The organism is Edaphobacillus lindanitolerans (genome assembly GCF_900156305.1).
GTDB classification, from domain to species: domain Bacteria; phylum Bacillota; class Bacilli; order Bacillales_A; family Planococcaceae; genus Bhargavaea; species Bhargavaea lindanitolerans.
Map to the genome: position 1 here is coordinate 25,094 of NZ_FTPL01000003.1, position 15,402 is coordinate 40,495.

General features: G+C 56.5%; 13 protein-coding genes. All 13 read left to right on the top strand.

Annotated elements, in window-relative coordinates; all coding sequences use genetic code 11:
• Window positions 1-17: 17 nt before the first annotated feature.
• The 13 genes from rpsR (at window position 18) to B0B07_RS09550 (ending at window position 15,332) form a co-directional block, all read left to right on the top strand.
• A complete protein-coding gene (rpsR, locus tag B0B07_RS09490; protein ID WP_076758512.1) occupies window positions 18-251 on the top strand; it encodes a 30S ribosomal protein S18 in 234 nt (77 codons plus the stop codon).
• 170 nt (window positions 252-421) lie between these two features.
• Window positions 422-1,363 (top strand): YybS family protein, encoded by a 942-nt coding sequence (locus B0B07_RS09495; protein WP_076758514.1) that lies wholly within the window; start codon window positions 422-424, stop codon window positions 1,361-1,363.
• An 11-nt stretch (window positions 1,364-1,374) separates the two neighbouring features.
• Complete coding sequence (locus B0B07_RS09500; RefSeq protein ID WP_076758515.1) at window positions 1,375-3,351, top strand: DHH family phosphoesterase; 1,977 nt, start codon at window positions 1,375-1,377, stop codon at window positions 3,349-3,351.
• Complete coding sequence (rplI, locus tag B0B07_RS09505; protein WP_076758517.1) at window positions 3,348-3,794, top strand: 50S ribosomal protein L9; 447 nt, start codon at window positions 3,348-3,350, stop codon at window positions 3,792-3,794. Before B0B07_RS09500 ends, rplI begins: the two co-directional genes overlap by 4 nt.
• A gap of 11 nt (window positions 3,795-3,805) precedes the next feature.
• Entirely contained in the window at window positions 3,806-5,155 is a 1,350-nt protein-coding gene (gene dnaB / locus B0B07_RS09510; RefSeq protein ID WP_076758519.1) for a replicative DNA helicase, read from the top strand.
• Window positions 5,156-5,284: 129 nt separating this feature from the next.
• A complete protein-coding gene (locus B0B07_RS09515; protein ID WP_076758521.1) occupies window positions 5,285-6,571 on the top strand; it encodes an adenylosuccinate synthase in 1,287 nt (428 codons plus the stop codon).
• Between the two features lie 219 nt (window positions 6,572-6,790).
• Window positions 6,791-8,254, top strand: coding sequence for a M23 family metallopeptidase (locus tag B0B07_RS09520; RefSeq protein WP_076758523.1), 1,464 nt, complete (start codon window positions 6,791-6,793; stop codon window positions 8,252-8,254).
• Window positions 8,255-8,562: 308 nt separating this feature from the next.
• Complete coding sequence (gene yycF / locus B0B07_RS09525) at window positions 8,563-9,270, top strand: response regulator YycF (protein WP_076758526.1); 708 nt, start codon at window positions 8,563-8,565, stop codon at window positions 9,268-9,270.
• A gap of 5 nt (window positions 9,271-9,275) precedes the next feature.
• Window positions 9,276-11,099 carry a cell wall metabolism sensor histidine kinase WalK gene (gene walK / locus B0B07_RS09530; RefSeq protein ID WP_076758528.1) on the top strand — a complete coding sequence of 608 codons (1,824 nt, stop codon included), beginning with the start codon at window positions 9,276-9,278 and terminating at the stop codon, window positions 11,097-11,099.
• On the top strand, window positions 11,090-12,424 hold the full coding sequence (locus B0B07_RS09535; protein ID WP_076758530.1) for a YycH family regulatory protein: 1,335 nt from the start codon (window positions 11,090-11,092) through the stop codon (window positions 12,422-12,424). Before walK ends, B0B07_RS09535 begins: the two co-directional genes overlap by 10 nt.
• Window positions 12,411-13,223 carry a two-component system regulatory protein YycI gene (locus B0B07_RS09540; protein WP_076758532.1) on the top strand — a complete coding sequence of 271 codons (813 nt, stop codon included), beginning with the start codon at window positions 12,411-12,413 and terminating at the stop codon, window positions 13,221-13,223. The genes B0B07_RS09535 and B0B07_RS09540 overlap by 14 nt, the downstream gene beginning before the upstream one ends.
• A gap of 14 nt (window positions 13,224-13,237) precedes the next feature.
• On the top strand, window positions 13,238-14,026 hold the full coding sequence (locus tag B0B07_RS09545) for an MBL fold metallo-hydrolase (RefSeq protein ID WP_076758534.1): 789 nt from the start codon (window positions 13,238-13,240) through the stop codon (window positions 14,024-14,026).
• A 139-nt stretch (window positions 14,027-14,165) separates the two neighbouring features.
• On the top strand, window positions 14,166-15,332 hold the full coding sequence (locus tag B0B07_RS09550) for a S1C family serine protease (RefSeq protein WP_076758536.1): 1,167 nt from the start codon (window positions 14,166-14,168) through the stop codon (window positions 15,330-15,332).
• Window positions 15,333-15,402 lie beyond the last annotated feature (70 nt).

The following is a 15,402-nucleotide window of genomic DNA, read 5'->3' on the forward strand; positions in this document are numbered from 1 at the left end:
AAAAGGAGGCGAATCGCATGGCACCACGTCGTGGACGCAGACGCCGCAAGGTCTGCTACTTTACTTCCAACAACATTACGCGCATCGACTATAAAGATGTCGATCTGCTTAAAAAGTTCATCTCCGAGCGCGGGAAAATTCTCCCTCGCCGCGTGACGGGCACAAGCGCGAAATGGCAGCGTAAACTTACTGTTGCTATCAAACGCGCCCGGATCATGGGACTTCTCCCATTCACTTCGGAAGAGCGGTAATACAGCGAGGAAGCCCCGGCACTGCCGGGGCTTCCTTTTCATATCGGGGACGGAATCCGCACCGGCTGCGGGTTGCCGTCCCTTTTTGGTCCCGCATGTGAAACATGGTACAATGAGAGGAAGATTCCATTGTCTTATCAATGGGCATCCAATTTGAAAGAAGGCTGACAATGGGCAACGATCAAGCGAGAAGGCTAACCTTCGGAGCCATGATGGCCGCCCTGTTCGCCCTGTTGACCGCACTGACCTACTACGTGCCGGTCATCGGTGCGATCACAGTGTTGGTCATCCCGCTCCCGCTCGCCCTCTATGGGGCCAGATACAGCCGGGGTCCGTCGCTGACGGTCTCGGTTGCCGGGGTCGTCCTTTCATTCCTCATCGCCGGTCCGGGCGGGCTGTTGCTTGCCCTCCTCAACGCACCGGTCGGATTTATCATCGGGGACGGCGTGCGGACCGGCAAAACAAAACTATATATCTTCATGGCGTCGGGCCTGGCCGTCCTCATCATGGGCGTCCTGCAGTTCGCAGCCGCCGCGGCGTTCATGAACATCAACATCATCTCGGAGCTGACCGATTCACTCCGTGCGTACTATGAACAGACGGGCGAACTGATGAAAAGGTTCGATATGCTGCCGGATGACTATGACCAGATTGTCAATCAGATGATCCTGATGGTCCAGACCCTCATCCCTTCCATGTTCATCATCGTATCCTACCTGACGGCGTTCATCACGGTCTCGATCATTTTTCCGCTGATGAGAAAGCTCGGCACGGACGTTCCGAAATTCGGGAAGTTCCGCAACCTGAAGTTCCCGGTCGTCCTGCTCTTCTACTACGCGATCATCCTGATCGTCTCGCTCCTGGCAAAGCCGGAGGCAGGCTCCACGGGCTACCTGATCATCGGCAACGCCATGCTCATCCTCAGGGTGCTGTTCTTCATGCAGGGGCTTTCGCTTCTGGCGTTCGCCGTGCATGCAACCGGCATACCGAAATGGTTGTTCGTGCCCGCGGTGCTGCTCGCCATCCCGCTGTCGCCGATTGTCGTCCTGCTCGGGATTCTTGATGTCGGGTTCAACATCAGGGGGTTCATCACGGGAAGCAAAGGAAAGTGAGTGGCTGACGAATGGGAACTTTTTTCAGACAACGACCAATACGGATTCCGCTTCTTGTCCTGACCGTCATCGCGGCGGCCGCCGTGGTGCCGATCTGGGCCTACCGCGAATGGGCGGGTGTTCTGTTCGCCGTCGTGGCGGCCGCCGCACTGGCCGCCGCCTGGCGGATGGAGGAGAAAACCTACAAAGAGACGGAGAGGCACATCGAGAACTTATCGTACCGGATGAAGAAGGTCGGCGAGGAAGCACTGCTCGAAATGCCGATCGGGATCCTGCTCGTCGACGACCGGTTTACGATTGAATGGGCAAACCCGTTCATGACCCAGCTTCTCGAGTATGACACGCTCATCGGCGAGGAACTGTCTGGGCTATCGGAAGACTTCCGGAGCTTTGCAAAAGAAGACGCAGAGCATGAAGGCGTCGTCTCCCTCGGAAACCGGAAATACAAGGTGGTCCACAAGCCGGAAGAGAAGCTGTTTTATCTGTTCGACATCACCGAGCAGCTCGAAATCGAAACGCTTTATTATGCGGACCGGACCGTCCTCGGCATGATTCTTGTCGACAACTACGACGAACTGGCGTCCGGCATGGACGACCAGACGAAGAGCCGGCTGAACAGCCTGGTCACGACGCTCATCAACGACTGGGGGGCCGAATACGGCATCTATGTGAAGCGGTTCAGCTCGGACCGGTTCCTGGCCGTGCTCAACGAGTCCATCCTTCATGAGCTGGAAAAGGATAAGTTCCGCATCCTGGACGCCATCCGAGAGGAAACGGCCAGGGAAAGCTCCGCCCTCACGCTCAGCGTCGGAATCGGCGCGGACTCCGGTTCCCTGCCGGAGCTCGGGGAACTGGCGCAGTCTGGGCTTGACCTCGTCCTCGGACGGGGCGGCGACCAAGTGGCGATCAAGCAGCCGAGCGGACGCGTGAAGTTCTACGGGGGCAAGACCAATCCTGTCGAGAAACGCACCCGCGTGCGCGCAAGGGTCATCTCCCATGCGCTGAGGGACCTCATACAAGAAAGCGACAAAGTCATCGTCATGGGACATAAGCTCCCGGACATGGATGCGATCGGAGCGTCGGTCGGCGTCCGTCGCATGGCGCAGATGAACAATGTGGAAGGCTACGTCGTCATCGATTTTGACGAGCTCGATCCGAGCGTCACCCGGCTCATGGAACAGATCCGGTCCGAACCCGACCTGTTCCGTCACTTCATCACACCGGACGAGGCGCATTCGCTCATCACAGAACGCACGCTGCTCGTCATCGTCGATACGCATAAGCCAAGCTTCGTCATCGAGGAACGCCTTCTTCAGAAAGCGGAAAAGACGGTCGTCATCGACCATCACCGCAGGGGTGAGGAGTTCATCGAAGATACGCTGCTTGTTTATATGGAACCTTATGCCTCGTCCACTGCGGAACTTATCACCGAGCTCCTTGAATACCAGCCGAAGGGCGACAGGCTGTCGATGCTCGAGGCGACCTCGATGCTTGCGGGCATCATCGTCGATACGAAGAGCTTCACCCTACGGACCGGCTCAAGGACATTTGAGGCCGCTTCCTACCTGCGTTCAAACGGGGCCGATACAGTCCTGATCCAGCGGTTCATGCGCGAGGACATCGCGACCTATCTGGAGCGGGCGGACATTATCCGCACCGTCGAGTTCTTCGGCGAGGGCATTGTGATCGCACACGGCGAAGACGGCGAGCCTCACAGCCCCGTCCTCATCGCCCAGACGGCTGACACGCTGCTGACGATGAAAGGGGTCAACGCCTCGTTTGTCGTGGCGGACCGGCCTGAAGGGCGCATCGGCATCAGCGCCCGGTCACTCGGCGATCTGAATGTCCAGGTCATCACCGAACGTCTCGGCGGCGGGGGGCATCTGACGAATGCCGCCGCACAGCTTGAAGCCGGCTCGATCGCAGAGGCACTGAGCATGCTCAAGGAAGCCATAAATGAATCTACAGAAGGGGGAACCGATCAATGAAAGTCATTTTCCTGAAAGATATCAAAGGCACGGCGAAAAAAGGGGAGATCAAAGAAGTCTCCGTCGGTTACGCACAGAATTTCCTGTTCAAGAACAATATGGCCGTCGAAGCGACCCCGGCAAACCTCAGCAAACTAGAAGGCCAGAAAAAACGGGCCGAAAAGGATGCTGCCGAAGAACTGGCCGAAGCGAAGCGCCTCAAAGAAAAGCTGGAGGCCGTCACCGTCGGTCTGAAGGCAAAGTCCGGAGAGGGCGGGCGCCTGTTCGGATCCATCACATCCAAGCAGATCGCCTCCGCGCTCGAGAAGCAGCACGGCATGAAGATCGATAAACGGAAGATGGAACTTCCGGATGCCATCCGGGCCCTCGGCTACACGAACGTTCCGGTCAAGCTCCACCCTGATGTCATAGCGACACTCAAGGTACATGTGACGGAAGAGTAAGGGAGAACGCAATGGAAACATTCGACCGGACCCCGCCGCATAACAACGAAGCCGAACAGTCGGTCATCGGCGCCATCTTCCTGGAGCCCCAGGCGCTCATCACGGCCGGTGAGACCCTCGTCCCGGACGACTTCTACCGGGTGGCACACCAGAAGATCTTCCGGACGATGGTGACCCTCAGCGAACGCGGAGAGGCGATTGACGTCGTCACGGTCACCGAGGAGCTGTCGGCAAAGAAAGAACTCGAAGACGTAGGCGGAATCTCCTATCTGACCGAATTGGCGCATACCGTCCCGACGGCGGCAAACGTCACGTACTACGCCCGCATCGTCGAGGAGAAGGCGCTCCTCCGCCGGCTCATCCGTACGGCGACGGGCATCGTGGAAGACGGCTTCACGCGCGAGGACGAAGTGGAAGATGTCCTTGCCGAAGCCGAAAAAAAAATGATGGAGGTCGCAAGCCGGAAAAACTCGGGCGACTTCAAGCACATCAAGGACGTGCTCGTCCAGACCTACGACAACATCGAACTCCTCCACACAAGGAAGGGCGACGTGACCGGGATTCCGACCGGTTTCCGTGACCTCGACCACATCACAGCCGGGTTTCAGCGCAATGACCTGATCATCGTCGCCGCCCGCCCGTCCGTCGGGAAGACCGCCTTTGCGCTGAACGTGTCGCAGAATGTCGCGACAAAGGCCGGCGAGAACGTCGCCATCTTCAGCCTGGAGATGGGCGCGGACCAGCTCGTCATGCGGATGCTCTGCGCAGAGGGCAATATAGATGCCCAAGTGCTCCGGACAGGGGCACTGGAGGCGGAAGACTGGCGGAAGCTCACGATGGCGATGGGCAGCCTGTCGAACGCGGGGATTTTCATCGACGACACCCCGGGGATCCGGGTGGGCGAAATCCGCTCGAAATGCAGGCGGCTGAAGCAGGAGCACGGTCTCGGCATGATCATGATCGACTATCTCCAGCTCATCCAGGGCAGCGGCAGCTCCCGGGACAACCGCCAGCAGGAAGTGTCCGAGATTTCCCGCTCACTCAAGGGACTTGCCCGTGAACTCCAGGTTCCGGTCATCGCCCTGTCCCAGCTCTCACGGGGTGTCGAACAGCGGCAGGACAAGCGCCCGATGATGTCCGACCTTCGGGAGTCGGGCTCGATCGAGCAGGATGCCGACATCGTTTCGTTCCTTTACCGTGAGGACTACTACGACAAGGAAACCGAAGATCAGAACATGATTGAAATCATCGTCGCCAAGCAGCGGAACGGCCCGACCGGCACCGTCAAGCTGGCCTTTGTGAAGGAATACAATAAATTCGTCAACGTCGACTGGAGCCAGCACGAAGCGCCTCCTGCCTAAACACGAACGTTGGGTGCAACTTTGCATCCATGCGTTCGTGTTTTTTCTTGACCTCTGCGGACAACACTGATACACTGAATCTGTTTGAAATCGGACGTGAACGAATCCGTCCAACGGAGGTGCAGATCTATGCCATCAGTGGTGGTAGTCGGAACGCAGTGGGGAGACGAAGGGAAAGGGAAAATCACCGATTTCCTGTCGGAGCATGCAGAAGTCATCTCGCGCTATCAAGGCGGGAACAATGCCGGCCATACAATCATATTCGGCGGCGAGACATACAAGCTTCACCTGATCCCGTCCGGAATCTTTTACGAGGATAAGATCTCGGTTATCGGAAACGGGATGGTCGTCGATCCGAAAGCGCTCGTCCATGAGCTCGAGGGGCTCCACAGCCGCGGCATCCGCACGGACAACCTGCGCATCTCGAACCGCGCGCATGTCATCCTGCCGTACCATATCAAGCTGGATGAAGTCGAGGAACTCCGCAAGGGGGCAAACAAGATCGGCACGACCGGGAAGGGCATCGGACCGGCCTATATGGACAAGGCCGGCCGGATCGGCATCCGGATTGCCGACCTGCTTGACAAGGAAGTGTTCGAGGAGAAGCTCACGCGAAACCTCACAGAGAAAAACCGCCTGCTCGAGAAGTTCTATGAGACCGGCGGCTTCACCGTCGAGGAGATCCTTGAGGAGTACTTCGGCTACGGGCAGAAGATCGCACAATATGTGACGGATACATCGAAAGTATTGAACGACGCGCTCGACGAAGGCCGTCGTGTCCTGTTTGAAGGCGCTCAAGGCGTCATGCTCGACATCGACCAGGGGACGTACCCGTTCGTCACGTCGTCCAATCCGGTTGCAGGAGGCGTCACGATCGGCGCGGGCGTCGGTCCGACGAAAATCGATCATGTCGTCGGTGTCTGCAAGGCGTATACTTCCCGTGTCGGCGACGGCCCGTTCCCGACGGAGCTGTTCGACGAGGTCGGCAACCAGATCCGTGAAGTCGGCAAGGAGTACGGCACGACAACCGGCCGTCCGCGCCGCATCGGCTGGTTCGACACGGTCGTTGTCCGCCATGCACGCCGTGTGAGCGGGCTGACCGATCTGACGGTCAACTCGATCGACGTGCTCACCGGCCTGGAAACGGTGAAAATCTGTACGGCTTACCGGTATAACGGCGAGCTCCTGACCGAATACCCGGCCAACCTCAGAGTGCTTGACCAGTGCGAGCCGGTTTATGAGGAGATGCCGGGCTGGAGCGAAGACATCACGGGCTGCAAGTCCCTTGATGAGCTTCCGGAAACCGCCCGCCATTACCTGGAGCGCATTGCACAGCTCACCGGTGTACAAATCTCCATTTTCTCTGTCGGTCCGGACCGGACTCAGACGAATATCATCAAAAGCGTCTGGCGCTGAGCCGGACAATCCAACCGCCCTTCCCGCCCGGGAAGGGCGGTTTTTTGCATTGTATTCAAGGAACTGGAAACGGGCGATGGATTTGGTCCGCGATTTACAGTTGGATTACAAATCATGAAAGAATATTGTTCCCAACTTTATTAACTGTTAAGGTGAGAAAGCTGAATGACTAAATATATAAACAAAGATAGAGAGAAATCAGAAGGGAAACGGAATGAGATGAACAAAAAAATGAAACACCCGTCTTCGAGACATTACATAAACAGCAGGAAAAAGGCTTCTTTAAAAGTTAGGCGGACCGGTGCGGCCGTGATGGTCGGACTGCTGCTCTTCACCGGCACCGGCTTTGCGAAAGAGAATCTCCGTGACCTCTACCATGTGTATGAAGGCGGCCGGTATATCGGCACCGTCGGGAATCCGGAGATTGTCGACCAGGTGAAGGAAGAAAAGCTGCAGACGGTGAAAGGCAAACACGGTGACCTCGATCTGGTCGCCGGACGGGATGTATCCGTCGTCCAGGAGAAAGTGTTCGGGCAGGAGCCGGACAGCGACGAGGCCGTGCGCAGGAAACTGAAGGACAACGTGTCGGTGGAGACCGAAGCGGTGGCAGTCGTCGTCGGCGGTGAAACGGTCACCCATGTAAAGGACGGGGCCGCCTACTCGGACATGATGCGGCAGATCAAGCTGGCAAATGTAAAAGAAGATGAACTGGCCGCGTTCGAGCAGGCAGAAAAGGAAGGGGCGGATCCGGCTCCCTTGGCTGATGGAGAAACCCGTGTGACGGATGTCGAGATTTTGACCGACATCTCATCGGATGACGTATTCACGGAGCCCGGGCATGTCCTTCCGGCCGATGAAGCGGCATCGATCCTGTTGAAGGGCAAGGAAGTCACAAAAGATTATAAGGTCCGGCAGGGAGATGCTGCTGAAAAGATCGCCAGGAAGAGCGGCGTCAATACAGACCGTCTTCTCTCCATGAATCCGGACCTCAAGAAGGAAGCCCCGATTCATCCAGGGGAAGTTCTGAAAGTGCCGGACAGCGAGCCGTACGTTCAGGTGGCGGTGACCCGGGAGTCAAAAGAAGCCGTTCCCCTTCCCCGCCGGACAGTGACGGAAAAAGACGGCACATTGCTTAAGGGAGAAACGGACGTCAAGCAGGCAGGAAGCGACGGCACGAAGGAATTGTCAAAAGTGATGCGCAAGGTGAACGGCCGAATGGTTGAAGAACGGGTGACCGGAGAAAAAGTCATGGTCGAACCGGTTGATAAAATCGTCCGGGAAGGCACCAAGGCGGCCATCGGACACGGGTCGGGGATGTTCATGTGGCCCGTGCAGGGCGGCTATATCTCGAGCAGGAAAGGCGAACGCTGGGGACGCCAGCACAACGGCATCGACATTGCCCGCCCGTCCGGCCGGGCAATCCTCGCAGCCGACGGCGGAACCGTCAAGGCGGCAGGCCCCCTCGGCGGGCTGGGCAACCGGATTGAGATCGATCACGGGAACGGCTACACGACCTTATACGGCCATCTCGCTTCCATCGGGGTCAAACCGGGCCAGAAGCTTGAAAAGGGCGCAAAGATCGGCGTCATGGGATCCACCGGCCACTCTACCGGACTGCATCTTCATTTTGAAGTGAAGAAGAACGGCAGCCTGATCGACCCCCTCACGGTCGTGAGCCAATAATTGCACAGAATATGAATAGGCCCGGCCAGGGAGAAGCCTCATCCGCTTCACCGGCCGGGTATTTTGTTTGGGCAATGATCGGCGGACAGGCGTGAATAACGCGTCCGATCGCTCATCCACCGGCCGTTTTCGCGCAATTCCCGGGGAAATATGTCGGGAAATGACGGATATTGCCCGGGAAATAATTGGCGGGGAAATTTCCCCCGCCGATTAAGATCACGGACGGATGCGGAACCGCCCAACTCATGATAGCATAGGAAGAATAAAGGACTCGTAGAACGCCTATGCGGAAGGGAAGTAAAATTCACATGAACAAGACGATTCTTGTAGTGGACGATGAGAAGCCGATTGCGGATATTCTCCAATTCAACTTAAAAAAAGAAGGCTATTCGGTCATCACTGCCTATGACGGAGAAGAAGCGATTGCAAAGGCAGAGGAAGTACAGCCTGATCTTGTTCTTCTCGATATCATGCTGCCGAAAAAAGACGGGATGGAAGTGTGCCGCGAGCTGCGGAAGAAATATGACTTCCCGATCATCATGCTGACGGCGAAAGACTCGGAAATCGACAAAGTGCTCGGGCTCGAGCTCGGCGCCGATGATTACGTAACGAAGCCGTTCAGCACCCGTGAACTGATTGCCCGCGTCAAGGCGAATATGCGCCGGCACCAGGCCGCGCCGGCAGAGGACGAAGGAGAAGTGTCGAATGACATCGTCATCGGAAACCTGACGATCCAGCCCGACGCCTACCTTGTCCTTAAACGCGGGGAACAGATCGAGCTGACTCACCGTGAGTTTGAGCTGCTCCACTATCTGGCCAAGCACATCGGCCAGGTGATGACACGTGAACACCTGCTCCAGACGGTGTGGGGATATGATTATTTTGGGGATGTGCGGACAGTTGACGTCACCATCCGGAGGCTGCGCGAAAAGATTGAAGACAATCCAAGCCATCCGGCCTGGATCGTCACCCGCCGAGGGGTCGGTTATTATTTGCGCAACCCTGAACAGGAGTAACCGGGATGCAGAAAGTCGGTTTTTTCAGGTCCATCCATGTGAAGTTCGTCATCATCTACGTTCTGCTCATCCTGATCGCGATGCAGATTATCGGGATCTACTTTGCGCGGGAACTTGAGCAGACGCTCCGACACAACTTCGAGACGTCCATCATGGACCGGGTGAACCTGCTGGAATTCAGTGTAAGGGAAGAAATGCTCAGGCAGCGCTCCGAGGAAGATCCGACGCTCGAGCAGAGTCTCCGGACCGTGCTGACCGGATTTTCTTCCGAAGATATCATCGAGGTGCGTGTGATCGATGCAAAATACAGCATCCTCGCCACTTCGGAGCTCGACAATCAGTCGCTTGTCGGACAGCGGACGAACCTCGACCTGATCCGGAACTCGATCAATGCCGAATCGGAGTTCAAGACCACGCAGCTTGATGAAAAGACGAACAAGCGGGTGTGGATGCTGGCGGAGCCGATCGTCTCGGACGGAGAAGTGATCGCCGCCCTTTACATCCAGTCGAACATCGAGAAGGTGTTCGGACAGATCAATGAAATCAACCAGATCCTCGCCGGCGGAACCGCCTTCTCGCTCGGCATCACGGTCGTGCTCGGCATCCTCATCGCCCAGACGATCACCCGTCCGATTGCGGACATGACGAAGCAGGCGACTGCAATGGCAAAGGGGAACTTTGCCCGAAAGGTCCGGGTTTACGGCCAGGACGAGATCGGCGAACTCGCCAAGGCGTTCAACCACCTGACGACCCGGCTGCAGGAGGCCCAGTCATCCACTGAGTCGGAGCGGCGCAAGCTTGCGTCCGTCCTTTCCAACATGACGGACGGCGTCATTTCGACCGACCGGAAGGGGCGGATCATCCTGATCAACGACACGGCACTCGGCATGCTCCGGGTGCCCCGCGAACACGTGCTCAACCGGCCGGTCCCGACGGTGCTCGGCCTGGAACAGGATTATACGTTCGAAGATCTGGTCGACCAGAAGGAACCGGTCACGATTGATTTCAGCACGGACGAGCAGCCGTACATCCTCCGGGCAAACTTCTCGGTCATCCAGAAGGAGACGGGGTTTGTGAACGGTCTCATCGTCGTCCTGCACGATATCACCGAGCAGGAAAAAATCGAGATAGAGCGGCGCGAGTTTGTGTCGAACGTTTCACATGAACTCCGGACCCCGCTGACTTCAATGCGGAGTTATCTGGAGGCGCTTGCGGATGGGGCGTGGAAAGACGAGGAGATCGCGCCTTCCTTCCTCCATGTGACCCAGACCGAGACCGAACGCATGATCCGGCTCGTGTCGGACCTTCTGCAGCTGTCGAGGATGGACAGCCGGGAATATGAACTCAACGTCGATATTGTCGACTTCGTCAAGTTCCTCCACCGGATCATTGACCGGTTCGAGCTCATGAAGTCGAAAGATGTCCAGTTCATCCGGCTCATCCCGCCGGGGCCGCTCTACACGGAAATTGACATGGATAAGATGACTCAGGTCATCGACAACATCATCTCGAACGCATTGAAATATTCGCCGGACGGCGGGAATGTCCGATTCTCTATCCTCGTGGAGGATGACCATCTGAAGGTGGCCATTTCCGATGACGGGATGGGCATCCCTGAAGCGAACGTCAAGCGGATATTCGAACGGTTCTACCGGGCGGACAAGGCCCGTTCCCGTGCCATGGGCGGCACGGGACTCGGCCTGGCGATCGCCAAGGAGATGATCAACGCCCACGGAGGAAACATTTGGGCGGAGAGCGAGGAAGGCAAGGGAACGACGGTCTTCTTCACGTTGCCGTTTGAGCTGGAAGAGGCGGGTGAATGGGATTGAAGTACATCGAACAAGTGAAGACGGCCGTGCTGATCCTGTTGATTGTGCTGAGCGTGACGCTGACTTTCTCCATCTGGACCTACAAGCCGAACTATAAAACGATCGAAAAGACCCCGAATGTCGATACGGCCATCGTGGATAAAAGGAAAATCTCGGACGTCGTCCAGCCATACAAGCTGCTGGTCAACCGGGACGATGAAATGACGGGGACGACGGATCCGGACATGCTCACCGAAGCCGTGGACCTGGTCAAGACGTGGTCACTCCGCAATGTCACCCTGTCGGACCCCGAATTGACGGCCGGCGAACTGAATGAGCTCACCGAAGAGCCGGGCCGGATCGTCATTTTCTATCCGTCGCCGATCCCGTTTGAAGTGATCGACAATCTGTTCAAGTTCTCGGACACGATTTCGAACGAGTCCACGTTTGAACGGATCATTATTGAAAAAAGCGATGCGGACGGTCAGATGCTGGTCCACTTCGTCGGCAGGGAAGGCGGCCGTCGATATACCGCCTCGGCTTCCCGCGTGGACAAGCAGGCGATGAAGGAGTTTGTCGGCAAAGCCGAGAAGAATTTCCCGACCTACGCTGCCGTCAGGCGCGACGGGGCCGGCTCTCTTTATCTGCCGGCCGAACCGGTTTCCGTCGATGCGTTGATCTATAATATGGAAGAAGTCAGCCCTTCCAAGTTCAAGGATGCCCTGTTCCCGGACAAGAGCGATGTCAAGCGGGAGCAGACCGGCCTGACCCGGGAGGAATACAGCGATAACTCATCCATCATGACCGTGGAGACGAGGATGAAGACAATTTCCTTCGTCCATCCGCACCCTACGGCCGAGAGCAAGGAAGTATCCATTCCGTCGGAGCTTCTCCTCAACAGTCTGGACTTCGTCAATGAGCACGGGGGATGGACCAACAACTTCCTGTTTGCGTCGATGGAGCCGGAGAAAAAACAGATTACCTACCGCCTTCAGGTAGGCGGACTCCCGGTATTCAGCGAGGAAAAAGAAACATCCACGGAGATCAGGCAGACATGGGGGGACGGCCGCATCTTCCGCTATCAGCGGCCGTATTACACGCTTGATGTTCCATTCCCTGAAAAGAACCGGCGCGAGCTCGATTCGGGAGTGGAAGAAGCCGAATGGCTGCGGGCAGAGAAAGGCGAGGACTTCTCCAAAATCGGGGAGATCATGCAGGCCTATACAATGCGTCAGGACGAACAACAGAACCTGTACCTGCTTGAGCCCGCCTGGTACTACGAGGAAAACGGCAAGTGGCACCAGGTCGGAGCGGACTCGGGGGGTGCGGTAAATGGATTGGAATAAGACGAAGACGATCTTCATCATCGTGTTTGCCATCCTGAACGTATTCCTCTACTCCCTTTATGTGAACCGCTACACCGAAGTGAAGCGGATTGACGTGCAGGGTGAGACGAAAATCGAAGAACGGCTCAAAATGGACGGCATCACCTATCCAAAGCTCCCTGAAATTGAAACCGCCTCATTCGCTTCGGGAGAAGTGTGGGTGTTTGATCCGAAGGAAGTGAAAGATGCCAAGGGCCAGACACTCCGTTTGACGGACGACAGAGGCACCATCGTCGGTGTTCCCAAGGAGCCTGTGAGCATCAAAGGAGAAGACGGCAAGCTGGACTTCGGCGGCCTGCTCGACAAGTATGTGAAGAACGGGTCCGATTATAAACTTTGGAAAGCCGATGAGAAAAAGCGCGAGGCGGTCTTTTTCCAGACCATCGATTCCCTGCCCTTCTATTTCAATCAATCGTCCACGCTGACCGTCCACTGGAACGAGGCGTTGGAGGTGACGGACTACCAGCAGCGGATGATGGATGAAATTGTCCTCTTCAACCAGGAGAAGGATCTGTTCCCGCCGATACAGGCGATCAACGCCCTCTATTCCCGGGGATATCTGAAGACGGATTCGACCATCACGAAAGTCGAAATGGGCTACTCGCCGCTTGTGCAGCTCACGAAGACGCAAGTATTTGCCCCGACTTGGCATATTCATGTAAAATTGAATGATGGAACTTCCGAAGACTTTTTTGTGAATGCGGTCGACGGAAAAGTCCTGGATAAGCTTCCCGAGCAGATCATCGAGGAAGACGGTTAGGAGGCAGGCCCGATATGCGTTTTAGTGTATTGGCCAGTGGAAGCACCGGCAATTCCATTTATATTGAGAATGACGAACATGCTTTTCTTGTAGATGCGGGACTGAGCACACGGAAGCTGGAGAAGCTTCTCGGTGAAGTCGGCCGTGACATGAAGGCACTGGACGGCATTTTTGTTACACATGAACACAGCGACCATATTCGCGGACTCGGCGTGACGGCCAGGAAGTACGGTGTCCCGATCTATGCGAATGAAAAAACATGGAAGGCGATGGACGGGCTCGTCGGCAATGTTCCGGCAGAGCAGCGATTCGTCTTCGACATGGAGACCGTGAAGACGTTCGGCAGCTTCGATGTCCAGTCGTTCGCGGTTTCCCACGATGCGGCGGATCCGATGTTCTATATCTTCCATGAGAATGGAAGAAAGCTGGTCCTCATCACGGATACCGGGTATGTCAGCGACCGGATGAAGGGTTGGATCCGCGAGGCCGATGCCTACGTGTTTGAGAGCAACCACGACGTCAGCATGCTGCAGATGGGCCGCTATCCGTGGAACATCAAGCGCAGGATCCTGAGCGATGTCGGCCACGTATCCAACGAAGATGCGGCGGTCGCAATGAGCGAAGTCGTCTCGGAGAAAGAAACCCGGATTTATCTGTCCCATTTGTCCAAGGACAATAATATGAAGGACCTGGCAAGGCTGAGCGTGTCGCAGACGCTTGAGACATGCGGCATCCGGGTCGGTGAATACGTTCATCTGTTTGATACGGATGCAGAGCAGCCGACAGAACTTGTCCCGGTCTGACCCGCGGCCTGTCCCGATTTGGGACAGGTCCTTTTTCATGTCCTCCGGCGGCGGATCCCTGTTGTGTTTACCTGTTGTGTTCAATCGAACGGATTCGGGTACTCTAAGGGCATCTGCAACGACGAGGAGGAGATTTTTTATGCAAAAACCGGATCACCCTTCCCGATATGTCCGGCGCACCGGGGCGGCCGGGGCGGTTTTGGCTGCCCTGCTGCTGCAGGGGTGCCTCATGCCGGGCAATACGACGGACGGAAAGGACCCCGACGAGGGACAAAAAAACGAAAACCCGGAAGCCGCGAACAGCAAAGAGACGAAAACCGTTTCCATGGACATCAATACCGGCATCACGGAAGCGGTTGAGCAGACATCGTCGACCGTTGTCGGGGTGACGAACCTCCAGACATCCGGAAACTACTGGACGAATACGACCGAACCGGTCCCGGTCGGGGTCGGTTCGGGTGTGATTTACAAAAAAGCAGACGGCAAAGCCTATGTCGTCACGAACAACCATGTCGTTGAGAATGCCACCGAGCTGGAAGTGACGCTTGATGACGGGACGAAAGTGGACGGGAATCTGCTCGGCCGGGATATCTGGACGGATCTGGCGGTCATTGAGATGGAGGACAAGAACGTGAAAAACGTCATCGAGTTCGGCGACTCGGACGCCCTGAAGAGAGGCGAGTCCGTCATCGCGATCGGCAACCCGCTCGGCCTCGGGTTTTCGGGATCCGTGACGGTCGGGGTCATTTCCGGCACGAACCGCTCAATCCCGGTTGACCTGAACGGGGATAATCGGGTAGACTGGAACGCCGATGTCCTGCAGACGGATGCGGCGATCAACCCGGGAAATTCCGGCGGCGCCCTCATCAATCTTGCAGGCCAGCTTGTCGGCATCAACTCGATGAAAATATCGGAGGAAACCGTAGAGGGAATCGGTTTGGCCATTCCGATCAATTCAGCAGTGCCGATCATCGAGGATCTCGAGAAGCACGGCGAAGTCCGGAGAGCCCAGCTGGGCGTCACGCTGATCGACCTGCTCAGTGTCCCGGCAGTCCACCAGCGCGATACGCTGAAACTTCCCAAGGATGTGACCGAAGGTGTGGTCATCGATGATGTATCGGCTGGTTCACCGGCTGCAAAGGCCGGCCTTCAGCGATTTGACGTCATCGTGGAATTGGACGGGAAAAAAGTGGCGGATACGATCGAACTTCGCAAACACTTGTACAATGAGAAGAAACCGGGAGACAAGATGAGCGTCACCTTCTACCGGAACGGAAAACAAGAGACGAAGGACCTTACTTTGTAGCGGTTTGCAACTAATAGACAGAAATTTTCTTCGAATGTTACAAATATTAATATCCACAACGGGCAGCACG